The sequence below is a fragment of the Desulfobotulus alkaliphilus genome (assembly GCF_007830435.1).
GTDB lineage: Bacteria > Desulfobacterota > Desulfobacteria > Desulfobacterales > ASO4-4 > Desulfobotulus > Desulfobotulus alkaliphilus.
Genome location: NZ_VLLC01000001.1, coordinates 137,434 through 152,598 on the forward strand (window position 1 = coordinate 137,434; position 15,165 = coordinate 152,598).

Annotated in this window: 15 protein-coding genes; 6 read left to right on the top strand and 9 right to left on the bottom strand. The window is 49.8% G+C overall.

Annotation, left to right across the window (positions count from 1 at the left end):
• The first annotated feature begins 112 nt into the window (after positions 1 to 112).
• From LZ24_RS00660 to LZ24_RS00685, 6 genes are all read left to right on the top strand, one after another.
• Positions 113 to 1,498: a TolC family protein gene (locus LZ24_RS00660; RefSeq protein ID WP_186442843.1), complete on the top strand. Its 1,386-nt coding sequence runs from the start codon at positions 113 to 115 to the stop codon at positions 1,496 to 1,498.
• Positions 1,495 to 2,502 (top strand): HlyD family secretion protein, encoded by a 1,008-nt coding sequence (locus tag LZ24_RS00665; protein WP_144681272.1) that lies wholly within the window; start codon positions 1,495 to 1,497, stop codon positions 2,500 to 2,502. Before LZ24_RS00660 ends, LZ24_RS00665 begins: the two co-directional genes overlap by 4 nt.
• On the top strand, positions 2,499 to 3,683 hold the full coding sequence (locus LZ24_RS00670; RefSeq protein ID WP_186442844.1) for an ABC transporter permease: 1,185 nt from the start codon (positions 2,499 to 2,501) through the stop codon (positions 3,681 to 3,683). Before LZ24_RS00665 ends, LZ24_RS00670 begins: the two co-directional genes overlap by 4 nt.
• On the top strand, positions 3,680 to 4,846 hold the full coding sequence (locus tag LZ24_RS00675) for an ABC transporter permease (protein WP_144681276.1): 1,167 nt from the start codon (positions 3,680 to 3,682) through the stop codon (positions 4,844 to 4,846). Before LZ24_RS00670 ends, LZ24_RS00675 begins: the two co-directional genes overlap by 4 nt.
• Positions 4,847 to 5,207: 361 nt before the next feature.
• A complete protein-coding gene (locus LZ24_RS00680) occupies positions 5,208 to 5,408 on the top strand; it encodes a cold-shock protein (protein ID WP_139446061.1) in 201 nt (66 codons plus the stop codon).
• Positions 5,409 to 5,576: 168 nt separating this feature from the next.
• Entirely contained in the window at positions 5,577 to 6,056 is a 480-nt protein-coding gene (locus LZ24_RS00685) for a PH domain-containing protein (RefSeq protein WP_144681278.1), read from the top strand.
• 108 nt (positions 6,057 to 6,164) lie between these two features.
• Here LZ24_RS00685 and LZ24_RS00690 read toward each other — a convergent pair whose 3' ends face one another.
• The 9 genes from LZ24_RS00690 to LZ24_RS00730 form a co-directional block, all read right to left on the bottom strand.
• Complete coding sequence (locus LZ24_RS00690) at positions 6,165 to 6,962, bottom strand: DUF3943 domain-containing protein (RefSeq protein WP_144681280.1); 798 nt, start codon at positions 6,960 to 6,962, stop codon at positions 6,165 to 6,167.
• A gap of 61 nt (positions 6,963 to 7,023) precedes the next feature.
• Entirely contained in the window at positions 7,024 to 7,257 is a 234-nt protein-coding gene (locus LZ24_RS00695) for a hypothetical protein (RefSeq protein WP_144681282.1), read from the bottom strand.
• A 21-nt stretch (positions 7,258 to 7,278) separates the two neighbouring features.
• Positions 7,279 to 8,838: a restriction endonuclease subunit S gene (locus tag LZ24_RS00700; RefSeq protein ID WP_144681284.1), complete on the bottom strand. Its 1,560-nt coding sequence runs from the start codon at positions 8,836 to 8,838 to the stop codon at positions 7,279 to 7,281.
• Positions 8,839 to 8,840: 2 nt separating this feature from the next.
• Positions 8,841 to 10,418 carry a class I SAM-dependent DNA methyltransferase gene (locus LZ24_RS00705; protein ID WP_144681286.1) on the bottom strand — a complete coding sequence of 526 codons (1,578 nt, stop codon included), beginning with the start codon at positions 10,416 to 10,418 and terminating at the stop codon, positions 8,841 to 8,843.
• Positions 10,419 to 10,791: 373 nt separating this feature from the next.
• The gene (locus LZ24_RS00710) at positions 10,792 to 12,345 is read right to left on the bottom strand and encodes an ATP-binding protein (protein WP_144681288.1); all 1,554 of its coding nucleotides are present in this window, start codon (positions 12,343 to 12,345) and stop codon (positions 10,792 to 10,794) included.
• Between the two features lie 168 nt (positions 12,346 to 12,513).
• Positions 12,514 to 12,879: a type II toxin-antitoxin system VapC family toxin gene (locus LZ24_RS00715; RefSeq protein WP_144681290.1), complete on the bottom strand. Its 366-nt coding sequence runs from the start codon at positions 12,877 to 12,879 to the stop codon at positions 12,514 to 12,516.
• Positions 12,876 to 13,079 (bottom strand): type II toxin-antitoxin system VapB family antitoxin, encoded by a 204-nt coding sequence (locus LZ24_RS00720; protein WP_144681292.1) that lies wholly within the window; start codon positions 13,077 to 13,079, stop codon positions 12,876 to 12,878. Before LZ24_RS00720 ends, LZ24_RS00715 begins: the two co-directional genes overlap by 4 nt.
• 287 nt (positions 13,080 to 13,366) lie before the next feature.
• Complete coding sequence (locus tag LZ24_RS00725) at positions 13,367 to 14,923, bottom strand: ATP-binding protein (RefSeq protein ID WP_144681294.1); 1,557 nt, start codon at positions 14,921 to 14,923, stop codon at positions 13,367 to 13,369.
• Between the two features lie 60 nt (positions 14,924 to 14,983).
• Complete coding sequence (locus LZ24_RS00730) at positions 14,984 to 15,154, bottom strand: hypothetical protein (RefSeq protein ID WP_222427480.1); 171 nt, start codon at positions 15,152 to 15,154, stop codon at positions 14,984 to 14,986.
• Positions 15,155 to 15,165: the final 11 nt, after the last annotated feature.

A 15,165-nucleotide genomic window follows, 5' to 3' on the forward strand; every position in this document is an offset into this window, starting at 1 on the left:
AATGTAGCTGGGGACACGGCTTTTGAAAAAAAATGCAGCCCTATGCGGTCATTCATGGAGACCCTTAATGATGAACTCTGGTCAGAAGACATATGGATATAAAACAGGCCTCATGCTGACATTCCTCCTGCTGTTTTTTATCCCCACAGGGGCCAAAGCCCTTCAGTTTGAACAGGCCTTTTCACGGATGATGGAGGAAAACCAGAGACTGGCTGCAGCCCGATCCGGCATTGAACAGAAGGAAGCCGAACAGAAGGCAGCCCGGGGCCTTTATTATCCCCAGCTTCAGATTTCCGCATCCTGGACCCATATGAATGCCCCCCTTGAAGTGGAACTGGGGGCCCTGAACACCAGAGCAGGTCAGCTCATCCACACCCTGCATCCTGGACCGCATCCCCCTGATATCTCAGCCATCACGGGCAGCCTGCCCCAGCATTATGAACTGCAGGAACAAAGTTTTCTTAAAAGCGATCTCACCCTCTCATGGCCCGTCTATACGGGCGGAAAAATCACCGCAGCCAACAGGGCAGCGGATGTTCAGCTGGAGCTCGCCCGGACTTCTAAAGAGGCCCTTTCCCATCAGATGTTCAGCGAGCTTGTCCGTTTTTATTATGGTGTTCGCCTGGCAGATGCCGTGGTGCAGGTTCGCAGGGAGGTTGTGCAGGGGATGGAAAAGCATCTTCATCAGGCCATACGCCTTGAAGAAACGGGCATGATTGCCCTTGCCGAAAGGCTGCACGCCCAGGTGGCCGTAGAAGAAGCCCGCAGGGAATACAAAAAAGCCCTCCGGGATGCGAAGATTGCCCGCACAGCCCTGAAATCCCTCATTGCCTGCGAGGATGATGTAAAGCCCCGGTCTCCGCTTTTTTTCTACCGGAACATCCCGGATATGGCTGTTTTTATGGAAAAAGCCCGTAAAAACAACCCCCTGCTTCTTCAGCTCCATCAACAGGAAGCCCTTGCCAGTGCGGGTATGCAGAAGGAAAAAAGTGCCTATAAACCCGATGTTTTCCTTTTTGGCACAAGGGCCCTGATCACAGATGACCTCACGGTACTGGAGCCGGAATGGGCCGCAGGTGCAGGTATCCGCTTTACCCTCTTCGACGGCTTTTCACGGTCCGGCAGGGTAGAGGCCGCCCATTCCGTAAAAAACCAGATCAGCCAGCTTCGCAGTCAGGCCATCCGGGATATGGAAACCCTTGTGGAAAGCCGCTATCAGAGACTGATGCAGGCCATAGAACAGATTGATACCTTAGCTGTTTCCAGAACCTTTGTCCGGGAATACCTCAGGGTGAGAACCCGGGCCTTTGAAGAGGGCTTTGCCACCTCTTTGGATGTGGTGGATGCGGAGCTGGCCCTCTCCAAGGTACAGATCACCCACCTTCAGGCCCTTTTTGACTTTGATCTGGCTCTTGCAAGACTTCTTGAGACAACGGGCAGTATTTCTGACTTTGAATACTATCGCACAAACGCAGAAAAGGAGGCGGAACTGCCATGAGCATCCCCCGGCGCATTGCCACCCTGTTTACTCTGGTACTGATACTTACCGCTCTTTCCGTAACAGGATGGCGGCTGCTGACGCCCCCCCCCCTGATTCTGCAGGGAGAGGTGGAGGCCCGCGAGGTCCATGTGGCTTCCAAAATTGCCGGCCGTGTGGCCATACTTCACATTGAAGAAGGGCAGCGGGTACTGAAGGAAGAACTTCTTGTGGAGCTGGAAAGCCCTGAAATTGAAGCCAAGCTGCGTCAGGCGACGGCTGCGGAAAGGGCAGCCCTTGCCCAGCAGGAAAAAGCCCACGGCGGAGCCAGAAGTGAAGAAATCCGCTCCGCATACAATGCCTGGCAAACGGCGGAAGCCAACGCCACGTTGGCTGAAAGGACCTTTGCCCGCATTCATAAGCTCCATAGCGAAGGCGTTGTTCCTGCCCAGCAGAAAGATGAGGCCGAGGCCCGCATGACGGCAGCCAGAAGAACGGCAGAAGCGGCCAGAGCAGGCTATGACATGGCCATTGCCGGGGCCAGACAGGAAGACAGGGCTTTGGCGGATGCCCTTCTGGCCCAGGCCGAGGGTGCCGTCTCCGAAGTGGAGGCCTATCTCAGGGAAGCAAGGCTTTCCGCCCCGCTGGCCGCAGAAGTATCCAGCATCAACGCCGAGGTGGGAGAGCTGGTAAGCCCCGGATTTCCTGTGGTATCCCTTGTGGATCTAAACGATATCTGGATCACCTTCCAGCTGAGGGAAGACCTGCTGACCCGCTTCCGCATGGGCGATGAACTTCCCACAAAATTTCCAGCGCTGGGGGAAAGGCATTTTACCCTGAAGGTCACCCATATTGCCGCCATGGCAGATTTTGCCACCTGGCGGGCCACCCGGTCCAGGGGAGATTTTGATCTCAAAACCTTTGAGGTGCGGGCCAGACCCCTTCATCCCATACCCGGCCTGCGTCCGGGCATGAGTGCCCTTGTCGTATGGGAAGACCTGCAGCCCGAAGGAGAGCGGCCTTGAAAGCCCTGATTCCTGAAACAGGATTCCGGGCGGTTTTCTGCAGGGAACTGGTCCGGATGGCCCGCAGCCGCCTGCTCATCCTTGTGGTATTCATACTGCCCCCCTTATCCTTTGCCTTTATCGCCTGGTTTTTCTCCCAGGGGGTTCTCCACAGCCTGCCCGTGGCGGTTCTGGATCAGGATAATACGCAGCTTTCAAGGGAAATCATCCGGCGCATGGATGCAACGCCGGGTATCCGCATCCATCTGTCTGTGAGCAACTTCACCGAAGGCAGGCAAACCATACAGAGCGGGGAAACCTACGGACTGGTTATTATCCCAAAAAACCTTGAAAAAGATGTACTCAGGGGACTGGCCCCAAACACCGTCCTTTACGTGAACAACACCTACATGATTGCAGCAAGCCTCATCATGAAGGATGCCACCATGGCCATGCAGTCCCTTTCTTCCGGGCTGGAACTGAAAAGCCATATGGCAGAGGGCAGAACCCGGCAGGCTGCCATCGGCCATATCCAGCCCATACGGGTGGATGTACGTGTTCCCTTTAACCCTTACGCCAATTACTTCTATTTTCTTGCGGCTACTCTTCTGCCCACCATGCTCCATATGTTTGTCATTACCTCTGCCATCTATGCCTTTGGATCGGAACTGGCCAGAAGTACGGCAGCAGAGTGGCTGGAAAAGGCCGGGGGAAGTCCATGGCTTGCCGTTTTTGCAAAAATTTTCCCCTATACCCTTATTTTCTGCGCTTGGGGTCTTTTCATGAATGCCTTCCTCTTCCGCATGGGTGTCCCCATGGAAGGCAGCGGAATGCTGCTGCGCCTCGGTACCAGCAGCATGGTGCTGGCCTATCAGGCTGTGGCCCTTTTTCTCGTGGCCGTCTGTGCCAACATGCGCATGGCCTTGAGCCTTGCCTCTTTCTACGCCAGCACAGCCTTTGCCTTTGTGGGTGTCACCTTTCCCGCCATGGGCATGCCTTCGGCCGCAAGGATATGGGGGGATCTTCTGCCCCTCACCCATTACCTGCGTCTATTTGTGGATCAGACCCTCAGGGGGGCACCTGTGCAGGCTTCCATGGATGCCTTTGGCAGCCTGTGGCTTTTTGTGATTCTGGCCGGAGGCACAGGTCTGATTCTCATGCCCGGCCGCATGAAAAATCCGGCTTACTGGGGGCGTAAATGAAAGGTTTTTTTGAAGAATGGCGGGCAGAAGCCCTGCGTATCCTGAAAGACCCGGGCATTCTGCTGCTTTTTTTCGGCGTGCAGCTCATCTACCCTGCCGTATATCCCCTGCCTTACAGGGCCGAGGTGCTTCGCAATGTTCCCATTGCCATTGTGGATCAGGACAGAACACCCGTCAGCCGACAGCTCACACGCATGGTGGATGCCTCGGAAACCGTTCAGGTGGCAGGACATTTTCCAGATTTTGAGGCCGCAAGAAAGGCGTTTATTCAAAGGGAAGTCAGCGGTATTCTCATCATACCACCGGACTTTACACCCAATATCCGCAAAGGCAGGACAGCCACCCTCCCCCTTTACTGTGACGGAAGTTACTTTCTCGTTTACCGTCAGGTGGCCATGGGCGTCCAGCAGAGTGCAGGAACCCTTTCTGCGGGTATTGAGATTCAAAGACTTACGGCCACAGGCCTTACAAAAAAACAGGCCATGGCCGCAAGGGACCCCCTGCCCCTGATTAATGTTTTCCTGTTCAATCCCGCAGGGGGCTATGGTGCCTATATCGTCCCCGCCGTGCTTGTACTCATCCTTCACCAGACCCTTCTCATCGGTATCGGCATGCTGGGAGGAACGCAGAGGGAATACGGGGACAAAACAGCTATTCCTGAAAACAGTTCTGCCACAGGACGCACCCTTGGCCGTATTTTTGTTTATTTCCCCCTCTACTGCCTGCACATTGTCTGGTTTTTCGGTATTCTCTTCAGAATATACCGTTACCCCCAGCGGGCGGATCTCTGGGAACTTTTTTTCTTCCTTGTACCCTTTCTTCTGGCCACCATCTGCCTTGGCCTCTGCCTGCGTCACCTGTTCAGGGAGAGGGCCTCTGCCATGATGGCCCTTCTGTTCACTTCCATCCCCATCCTTTTCCTCTCAGGCTTTTCATGGCCCGTGGAAGCCATTCCTGAACCGCTCCGCATCCTGTCCCAGTTCCTGCCAGCGACACCGGGTATCGGAGGGTTTCTCAAACTCAACCATATGGGGGCAGATTTTTACACCATAAAACCCGAGTTTATACAGCTCTGGCTGCAAGCCCTTATATATTTCATCCTTGCATGCATCATTTCATGGCGGGAAAATTTTCAGCAGATCAAAGACAACAGGGTACCATAAGCCAATGAAACGATTGTTCCCAGTTTGAAACGGGAGCAGGGGCATTCAATCTTCTTTTTTCCACCCATATCTGCACAGCCTTAGTGTAAAACATTAAAATTTAAACATTTCACAGAAGCCCTGATTTAATAAAGATGCGGTAGAAGCCTCCTTAAAAATAAAAAATTGAAAAAATCAATTTTTTGTTAAAAAAAGCATTGACAGACCAGACACTTTTCTTTAGTGTTCAAGCCTCAATAGGTGCAACTCTATTGGCAAAAGCAAAATAGATGTGGAACCATCTTGACGATGATTATACAAATATAAATGCTGCCAATGATGAACACCACTTCAGATACAAACAGATGTTAAGGAGAAGACATTGGCAGAAGGCACTGTAAAATGGTTTAATGAGTCTAAAGGTTTTGGTTTTCTTGCAACGGATTCCGGAGAAGATGTTTTCGTACACTTTTCTGCTATTCAGAGCAGTGGTTTTAAAACGCTTCAGGAAGGTCAGCGTGTTCAGTTTGATATTGTAAACGGCCAGAAAGGCCCGGCAGCTGACAAAGTAGTACCTCTGTAATTTTCAATAATTACAGGCAAAATTGAATAAAACATAACGACCGTCCTGTTTTTCACACAGGACGGTCGTTTTTTGTTAAAAGATCAGGATGGGGTATTCATTCCATCACCCCATGATTTCAGAAATGACTCCATATTTTTTATTCCAAAAATTAATAAGGAGGATATCATGCCGGATTTGTACTCAGAATTCAGACCCGCCTGGCGAAGCTACTGGCAAATTACCACCCTTTCCACCGCCCTCTTTTTTCTCGCTGTTTTCATCGTTTTTACCTTTACAGGTCAGATAAAATCCATTCTTTCGGGAATCTCTTTTACCACAGGACTGCTTCTTCTGGGGCTTACGGCATTAAAAAGATTCTCATTAAAATTTACCATCGACGAAAAACGGATTTCCCGGCATAAGGGCATTATTGCCCGGAATCAGCAGAGTATCCGGATACAGGATTTAAAAAGCATCGAACTCAACCAGAGCATTCCGCAAAGACTTCTTGGCATCGGAGATATTGCCTTTTATTCTGCCGGATCCAACGATGCAGAAGTTCGTTTTCAGGGAATTCTCAATCCCTCAGCATGGCGGGACAAGGTGGATGAGGCCATAGATCTTTCCATACCAGCCAGCAGCCAGACTGCCTTGCACCGGAACTGAATCACTGCACTGAGATTGATGGTATTTAAAATAATAGAATGTACTGAGCACATATATTGCCATCAGATTTTATCAGAAAAATATCTGCCACCAGCAATGGAAGCCTTTTCAGAAAGGTCGCTGCAAGGCAAGCATCCATGCTCTGCTGTCAGACCTGTAGCTGTTTTTGTCTTTCACATCAGGCCTGACAGCTGCCACACTCCCCGTCAGTATCCATTCCCTGCCCACAAGCAGATTGATCCAGTGGCCAATGTGATCAATGGGATCCAGTACAAAAAGCATCACGCTGCCAAGCCCCCTGGATCCCATAAAGCGGCCTTCATTATCCAGAATTTTTTTTTCCCTGCGGAAAGCCCACTCTCCGTACACCCATCCTGCAAGGGGAGTGATAATCAGATCCTGTATGGAAGGCCGCTCTGCAAAGGCTTCAAGACCATACTCCCAGAAAAAAGTTGACATCAAGGCAGAGTAAACCACGCTGTCCCTCTGGCTGTACCCGGATTTCCTTGCCACCTGATAATATACACCACCACAATAGGGATGCCCCACATAGTTAAAAAACCAGTGATCATTATCCCAGACAGGCGGCCTTGAAACATTGTTCCACCAGTCACCGGGCCGCTGGCTCACGGGAACGGAGCGGTCCCAGCCGGTAACACTTTCCGGCATAGTATAAAGAACACCAGCTGAGACAACACCCATTCCAACAATCACACGGGTCTGGGATAACAGGCGATCCCTGTCTGCCCCTTCCGTGGTAAAAAGCCAGCCCGCCTGAGAGCCTTGCCGTTTTTTTTCCTTTGGGTCCGCGTGGGAAAGGGTACCTGTCCCCTTGAGCGCTGTTCCCATAAAAACAATTAGAACAAAAATAAAAATTCTTTCAATTTTTATTTGTTTTTCATCCATCCATAACTCCTTCCGATGGTCTGAAAAGTTAGGTGATCCGGCCTGTCTAAGTTTTAATTCTTCAACGATGCGCCTTCACCCGCAGATCCTGAATATTCCCGTAATCCACAAGATCGATGGCGCAGGGAAGGCAGAGATCATCCAGCGGCACACGGATACGGTTCAGACCCTTCAGGGTCAACCGCTGTTTTTCCAGCATGTTCAGCTGCCGGTACAGGTCGGCGGCATGGCGCAGCTCCGCAAAGACATTTCTGAAATTGGCAAAAGGCTGCTGCCAGCGGATGTCCTCGGGCATGGCTTTTCTCCTTTGCTGTTTTTATTCCGGTTCCAATACCCTGACGGCCTTATGACCGCATGTTTTACAGGTGCCGGTGAGGATAAACGAACGTTCTTCCATCCTCCCGTCCAGCAGCTGGAGTTCTACCAACCTGCGGCATCGTGTACACCAGACCTTTGAAAGGATATAGTTTTTTTCCTCTTCAGACATCTGGCTCCATGGGCAAGGATGGACTTTCTTTTTTCGGGTACGGGGTTTTCTGGCGGGTTTGAGGTTTTCTTTCTGGGTCCGGATTTTTTCCAGCAGGACCTTGGCGGAATTTTCGCCGGAGATGAGTTCCGGATGCTGTTCCCGCCAGTCTGCGGTGAGTTCTCCACGGAAGGCTCTGGCAAGGACGGAAGGGGTCATGTGTTCTGCTTTGGCCCTTGCTTCTTTGACCCGGTTTTCGATCTGGTCTGCGAAGGCAAAGAGTTGTTCCACACGACTAACAATCTTAAGCTGCTCTTCATAAGGTGGTATTTTTATTTGAATCATAGAAAATCGGCTTTTATTCAATATCGACAAGGTTGTACTTGAAGAGTTTGCTATCAGCACTTCTTGGATTTGAGGACTACGAATCAAAAAATAAACCCAATACTTTAAGATGTTTTCACTCGGAATGATAGCATTTATCTGTTGATTACATGTGCCGTCCACTCTTAAAAAACCTGTTTTTCCTATTGTACCTATACAGGTCACAAGCGTACTACCTGCCGGGATAAAACGGCTTTGCTCCCGTCCTGATTCTGAAAGATATTCACTGCCTTTGATTACATGGTAACCGGCATCGAGATCCGATGGCTTGAACATGGGAAAATCTCCACCATAATAATGCGGACGTTTTTTCGAAGGGGTGTTACCTGTAAGTATCTTTCCAAGGTCGGCAATGGTTTCAAACCTCCAAAAGTCTTCCTGTTTCATTCCATGTTCTTCCCTCCACCCCTCCGTCAGTCTGCCACTTACGGCGGCGGCAAGGACGGACTGACGGAAGCGTTTCAGAATCTGGGGAATGGCATCCAGCCGGGTTTTCAGGCGGTCGATGCGAGTCAGGAGGTCGTCCAACCGGGAAGCGACTTCTTCTTGCTCCGCAAGAGATGGAACAGGAATTTGAAAAGCCTTTACAATACCTGTATTAAGATTTACCTGAGTAACCCCTTGTCTGTTTGCTTGAATTACCGCTGGCCTCATCCACTCAAAAAGATAGTAAAAATATAATACTGAAAAATACTTATTAAGGTCGGGAAATGTTACGAAGCCATCATGGATACAACCTTTGTACTTCAAAATTTTAGGAATACAAACACTCCCACTATTTGATAATATTAAATCACCAGCTTCAACAATACGACTTTTTTCTGCTCCCGCCTGAGTAACTCCTTCAACTGTTTTAGAAAGAAAAACACCCTTTTCTGCATTAACATCACGAATACTTATCCAAGGAATATTTCCTCCAAAATATCTAGGATCACCCTTTGGCCTTGGAGAAGCGCCACGAACAACCTCCAAATAATCCCCTAACGATACTTTCTCCCAACCTATTGCAATTAAATTTATATTCAACTTTATACCCCCCCCATCCCCAGCACCTCAGCCAGCAGTTTTTTCTGCACCGCCGCCTCATCGCCCTTGCCCAGAGCCTCCATCAGTCCGTCCAGCTCCCGCAGGGCCTCGGTCAGCTCAGCCATGGCTTCGGCGGCCAGCACCTCGGGGTCGGGCAGGTTTTCCGCATCCACGCTGTCGCTGTCCTTGAGCCAGGTAATGTCTAAGGAATCGCCCTTTTTCTCCCGTATCCATTCCCGGTCAAAGGAGCGCCAGCGGCTGGTGCGAAGATCCTGATCCACGCCCTCGTTGATGCCGTTTTCCGTGGCTTCGGCTTCTTTGGCACCAAAGGACCATTCACCCTCCCTTCTGGGCTGCATGGCGTACACGGTTTCAAAGGGCGCAAGCTGGGTTTCGCCAAAGGGGGTACGCTTGCCAAAGGCGGGCATGTTGGTGCGCAGGTCATAGACCCAGACCTTTTTTGTGCAGCCTTCCTCCTGACGGGGATTCTCCTCCGTCCCCCGTGTGAAAAAGAGCACATTGGTTTTCACGCCGTGGGCGTAGAAAATACCCGTGGGCAGACGGAGAAGGGTGTGCAGGGTGCATTTTTCCATGAGATCCCGACGGATGTCCGTGCCTGCTCCGGCCTCAAAAAGCACATTGTCCGGCAGCACCACGGCGGCCCGGCCTCCGGGTTTCAGGCCCCGGTAGATGTGCTGGAGAAAGGCAAGCTGCTTGTTGCTGGTGCGGAAGGTGAGGTCATCCCTCGTGATGCTGGCCTCCCCTCCCTTGGATGTTCCAAAGGGCGGATTGGCAAGGATGAGATCCGCCTTGGGAAGGCTGGCTCCGGCCTGTCCAAGGGCGTTACCCAGATGCACAACGCCTTCGGCATCGCCTTCCATGTTGTGCAGAAGGCAGTTCATCAGGGCCAGCCTCCGGGTGCCGGGAACCAGCTCAATGCCCGTGAAGGCCCGTCTGCGCTGGTATTCCTGCTGTTCCAGAGTCAGGAGAAAGAGTTCTTCCGTGGCATCCTTGATGTGGCGGTCTGCGGCAATGAGAAAGCCTGCGGTGCCTGCGGCGGGGTCCTGAACAATTTCTCCGGGCCTGGGGTTCATGCAGCGCACCATGCAGTTGATGAGGGGCCGGGGCGTGAAATACTGGCCTGCGCCGGACTTGGTTTCGCTGGCGTTTTTTTCGAGAAGGCCCTCGTAGAGGTCGCCAAGGCCGTCTTCACGGGCGCTGAACCAGTCGATCTGATCCAGAGCGCGGATGAGCTGTTCCAGATGGCGGGGTTCCCGCATCCGGGTCTGGGCATCGGCATAGATGGCGGCAATGAGGGGATCATCGCTCTTTGAAAGATCCAGAAGGGTCTGGCGGTAGTGGGTCATGAGGCTGATGCCGGATTTTGAGGCGATATCCGGCCAACGGCAGCCTTCGGGAAGGGGATGGTGGTTCATCACGCCTGCGTCCCGGTTTTCGTGTTCCATTTTGAGGAAAAGAAGGAGCACCAGTTCTGTGACGTAATCGGAATAATTGATGCCGTCGTCCCGGAGGACGTCGCAGAGGTTCCAGAGTTTCTGAACAATATCTGTGGCGGTCATGGAAAGTCCTTTTGCCCTCACCCTCCGGCCTTGGCTTCGAGAGCCTCAGCCACCGGGAGGAGGGAGCGTAAAGAGTTAAAATCATTTTTGATTGACCATCATCTTCCGGCCCTGGCTTCGAGAGCCTCAGCCACCGGGAGGAGGGAGCGTAAAGAGTTAAAATCATTTTTGATTGACCCTCATCTTCCGGCCCTGGCTTCGAGAGCCTCAGCCACCGGAAGGAGGGAGCGTAAAGATTTAAAATCATTTTTGATTGGCCATCATCTTCCGGCCCTGGCTTCGAGAGCCTCAGCCAGCAGATTTGTGGGCTTCTCCCGGTGGCTGAGGCCCTCGAAGCCACCGGGTAGAGGGAACGGAGAAACCTTCATAATAATTACGAAACTTTTTCCACTTCAAATTTTTCAATATTCCGGCCTTTTTTAGAAAACTCCACGGCCACAAGATATATCTTTCTGCCGGAATCCTGATATTTTTCATGGTATTTTCTGTCTTTAAGCTGGGCCATGGCACTGCCTTCTTTTGAATTTTCCAGCACCTTGAATTCAAAAATGCAGCATATATCCTCGTAAAACAGGCTTACATCCATGCGGCCATGGTTGGTGGCATCTTCCGCGCGGATCTCAAATCCGCAGGCGGCAAAGTAGCAGTAAAAAATGCTGGCATAATAGCCCTCATATCCCGACAGCTCATTTTTTCTGTACCAGTCGTGGGGAATGGAGGCAAAAAACCGGTGGAAAATATCCCTTAAATCATTAAAGGATTGTGTCTGTATGGCCCGTATCAGGCGGGTCTCGTTGGCGCTTTTGGCCACCACATCCTCCACCAGCTCGTTTAAAATCCAGCGGTTCAGGCTGCTTTTTACCTCCATGTTCGGATAGGCAAGCTGATAGGTTCTGCGGCCCACCATCTTTTCGTCCATCCGCTCTATGGTGAGATAACCAGCCTGAAACAGAAGGGTTTCCACACGGATGCGATCCACATCAAAACTGTCGATCAGCTCTTCGCCAAGGTAAAGCTGCTCGATGGAAGGAATGCTGTAATGCCTTTCCATGAGAAGGGTGATGAGAAAACTGGGGGTTCCCGTTTCAAACCAGAAGGAGCGAAACTGCCTTTCACTGAAATAAAGAAGGATATCAAAGGGATTATAGACCTTTTCCCCAAGCCAGGCATAGCCGTTGTACCACTGCCGTATTCTCTCCTTATCAAGGCCTTCCAGCTGATCCGCAAACACCGTCTCAAGTTCCTTCTGGGTATAACCGCAGAGGGTGGCACAGGCCGGATTCATGGAAATATCCTGAAGGTTATTAAGCCCACTGAAAAGGGAAACCTTGGAAAACCTGCTTACCCCTGTAATAAAAACAAATTTCAGGTGAACATCCGCATCTTTTAATACGGAATAGAGGTTTTTCAGTTTTTCACGGATTTCTATGGCAAGGCTTTTATTGGCAATATTATCCAGAATGGGTTTGTCGTATTCATCTATGAGTACCACAACCTTCTGCCCATATTTTCTGGCAATTTTGACAATGGCTTCCATGAAACGGTCATTGACGGAGAGCTTTTCATAGTCAATGCCGTGCTCATTGCGGATATCCATGAGAATGGATTCCATTTTTATGGCAAGCTCTTCAAGGCTGTGGAGAACACCGCTGCCAAAGCTTACGTGAATCACAGGGTATGCCCTGTTCCAGTCCCAGTTGTTTTCAAGGTAGAGGCCTTGAAAATACTCCTTTTTTGCTAAAAAAGCCTGACGCAGGGTATCCACAAAAAGGCTTTTGCCAAAGCGTCTGGGTCTTGAAAGAAAAAAATAGCCCCCTCCCTGCTCCAGCAGTTTTTCCACAAAGGAGGTTTTATCCACATAATAAAACTGATCCGGCTGCTCCCGGATTTTTTCAAAACTCTGAATACCAACGGGTAATTTTTTCATGGGATTTCCCTCCGTTTCTGTTTTGATTCCTGCCACGGCTCAGCCACTGTTTTATGGCTGTCATGTCAGGGCCGGGATTGAACCTGAAATCCGGGGGCGGGTAGAAAATTACCTGCCCCTTTGCAACGACCCTTTGTCCAGCCCCTTCGTTGTGCGGCATAGAGCGGGTTAGTTCCTTAGGTACGAAACACCAAGCTCTATTGCTGTTTCATTGAGACGCCGATCATAAGTCCAAAGAAAAACATTACCCATAATGGCAGAAGCTAAGAGGTGTATGTCTACGTATCCAAGGCCACGCCCCATGAGTGAATTATTTTCGATAAATTCTAAAATTTCTGGAGCCTCAACAACAGGTGTTGAGGGAAGAACCTGAAGAAGCGTCAAAATTTCTGCCCGATTGCCCAGATTACCACAGGCCAGCTCTCCAATAATAAATGGATGACATGCAACAAAGCCGATATTCAATTGATAAATCAGTTCAGCATCAGAATCTCTGAAATGTTTGATCCAGACATTTGTGTCGGCAAGAATCATTTTTTATCGAACTCCGATCTTCGCCGCTCTGGCATTCGGATTTTTTTCTCGCTTCCTCCCAGGGCAGCCAAACGCTTACTGCTCTCCAGACTGATCAGAACTTCGAGTCCTTTACGAACAAGAGATGTTTTTTCTTTTATTCCAGTGAGCTTAGATGCTCTCTCAATAAGATCATCATCAATATTTAATGTGGTTCTCATTTTTATCCCTCCTCCTGAGATATGCATAAATGATACACATAAATATGCATCCATTGAATGGATAATGCAAGAAACTTTGTTGTTTTTTAAGCAAATAGAACAGATGGGGAAAGGGGTCTTGGGGATGGCTGTTTTTCTCCCCTCTCCCGGAGGACTGGGCTTTACCCACAATTTTTATCAAGCCTGCAGAGTTGTAAAAATGTAGTTTTGAGGGTGTCCAAATGCCCTTTTTGCTGAATAATTACTCGTTCGGAGTATAAGTTCATATACCCCCCATCCCCAGATGATTACGAAACTTTTTCCACTTCAAAATTCTCAATATTTCTGTCTTTTTTAGAAAACTCCACGGCCACAAGATAAATTTCCTTACGGGAACCCTGGTATTTTTCATGGTATTTTCTGTCTTTAAGCTGGGCCATGGCACTGCCCTCCCCTGCATTTTCAAGAACCTTAAATTCAAAAATGCAGCAGATATCCTCATAAAACAGGCTTAAATCCATGCGGCCATGGTTGGTGGCATCTTCCGCGCGGATCTCAAACCCACAGGCGGCAAAGTAGCAGTAAAAAATGCTGGCATAATAGCCCTCATATCCCGACAACTCATTTTTTCTGTACCAGTCGTGGGGAATGGAGGCAAAAAAACTGTGGAAAATATCCCTTAAATCATTAAAGGATTTTGTCTGTATGGCCCGTATCAGGCGGGTTTCATTGGCGCTTTTGGCCTCCACATCCTCCACCAGCTCGTTTAAGATCCAACGATTCAGGCTGCTTTTTACCTCCATGTTGGGGTAGGCAAGCTGGTAGGTTCTGCGGCCCACCATATTTTCGTCCATCCGCTCTATGGTGAGATACCCCGTCTGGAAAAGAAGGGCTTCCACGAGGATGCGGTCCACATCAAAACTGTCGATGATTTCCTCACCAATAACAAGATTCTCAAGCCTTGCAATGGGATAGTGATTCCCCATGAGAAGCTCAATGAGAAATCGGGGCGTTCCCGTTTCAAACCAGAAGGAGCGAAACTGCCTTTCACTGAAATAAAGAAGGATATCAAAGGGATTATAGACCTTTTCCCCAAGCCAGGAGTAGCCATTGTACCACTGCCGTATCCTGCCCTTATCAAGGCCTTCCAGCTGATCCGCAAACACCGTCTCAAGTTCCTTCTGGGTATAACCACAGAGAGTTGAAAAACGGGCATCCAGGGTAATATCATTGAGGTGATTTAAGCCGCTGAAAAGGGAAGCCCTGGAAAACTTGCTCACCCCTGTAATGAAAACAAATTTCAGGTGAACATCCGCATCCTTTAAAACGGAATAGAGGCTTATAAGTTTTACACTCATTTCTACGGCAAGGCTTGTATTGGCAATATTATCGAGAAAGGGTTTGTCATATTCATCGATGAGAACCACAACCTTCTGTCCATGTTTTTCATGGAGCCTTTTGATCAGCTCAAAAAATTTTCCTCTGATGGTTGGGGAATCAAGATGCTCAATGCCGTAAAGCCTGCAATTGCGGCCAAGAATTTCCATCTGGGTCAGTTCAAGCTCTTCCAGAGACCCCATGACACCGCTGCCAAAGCTTACGTGAATCACAGGGTAAGCCGTGTTCCAGTCCCAGTTGTTTTCAAGGTAGAGACCTTGAAAATACTCTTTTTTGGCCAAGAAAGCCTGACGCAGGGTATCCACAAAAAGGCTTTTGCCAAAGCGTCTGGGTCTTGAAAGAAAAAAATAGCCCCCTCCCTGCTCCAGCAGTTTTTTCACAAAGGGGGTTTTATCCACATAATAAAACTGATCCGGCTGTTCCCGGATTTTTTCAAAACTCTGAATACCAACGGGTAATTTTTTCATGGGATTTTCCTCTGTTTCTGTTTTGATTCCTGCCACGGCTCAGCCACTGTTTTATGGCTGTCATGTTAAGGCCAGGATTAAACCTGAAATCTGGGGACGGGTAAAAGTGCTGGCTTCGAGAGCCTCAGCCACCGTTTCGAGAGCCTCAGCCACCGTTTCGAGAGCCTCAGCCACCGTTTCGAGAGCCTCAGCCACCGTTTCGAGAGCCTCAGCCACCGTTTCGAGAGCCACAGCCACCACCG

Excerpts from the sequence above, each read along its gene's own strand:
- LZ24_RS00660 (WP_186442843.1), top strand. The coding sequence starts at position 113 with ATGCTGACATTCCTCCTGCTGTTTTTTATCCCCACAGGGGCCAAAGCC.
- LZ24_RS00665 (WP_144681272.1), top strand. The coding sequence starts at position 1,495 with ATGAGCATCCCCCGGCGCATTGCCACCCTGTTTACTCTGGTACTGATA.
- LZ24_RS00675 (WP_144681276.1), top strand. The coding sequence starts at position 3,680 with ATGAAAGGTTTTTTTGAAGAATGGCGGGCAGAAGCCCTGCGTATCCTG.
- LZ24_RS00685 (WP_144681278.1), top strand. The coding sequence starts at position 5,577 with ATGCCGGATTTGTACTCAGAATTCAGACCCGCCTGGCGAAGCTACTGG.
- LZ24_RS00690 (WP_144681280.1), bottom strand. The coding sequence starts at position 6,962 with ATGGATGAAAAACAAATAAAAATTGAAAGAATTTTTATTTTTGTTCTA.
- LZ24_RS00695 (WP_144681282.1), bottom strand. The coding sequence starts at position 7,257 with ATGCCCGAGGACATCCGCTGGCAGCAGCCTTTTGCCAATTTCAGAAAT.
- LZ24_RS00705 (WP_144681286.1), bottom strand. The coding sequence starts at position 10,418 with ATGACCGCCACAGATATTGTTCAGAAACTCTGGAACCTCTGCGACGTC.
- LZ24_RS00710 (WP_144681288.1), bottom strand. The coding sequence starts at position 12,345 with ATGAAAAAATTACCCGTTGGTATTCAGAGTTTTGAAAAAATCCGGGAG.
- LZ24_RS00715 (WP_144681290.1), bottom strand. The coding sequence starts at position 12,879 with ATGATTCTTGCCGACACAAATGTCTGGATCAAACATTTCAGAGATTCT.
- LZ24_RS00720 (WP_144681292.1), bottom strand. The coding sequence starts at position 13,079 with ATGAGAACCACATTAAATATTGATGATGATCTTATTGAGAGAGCATCT.
- LZ24_RS00725 (WP_144681294.1), bottom strand. The coding sequence starts at position 14,923 with ATGAAAAAATTACCCGTTGGTATTCAGAGTTTTGAAAAAATCCGGGAA.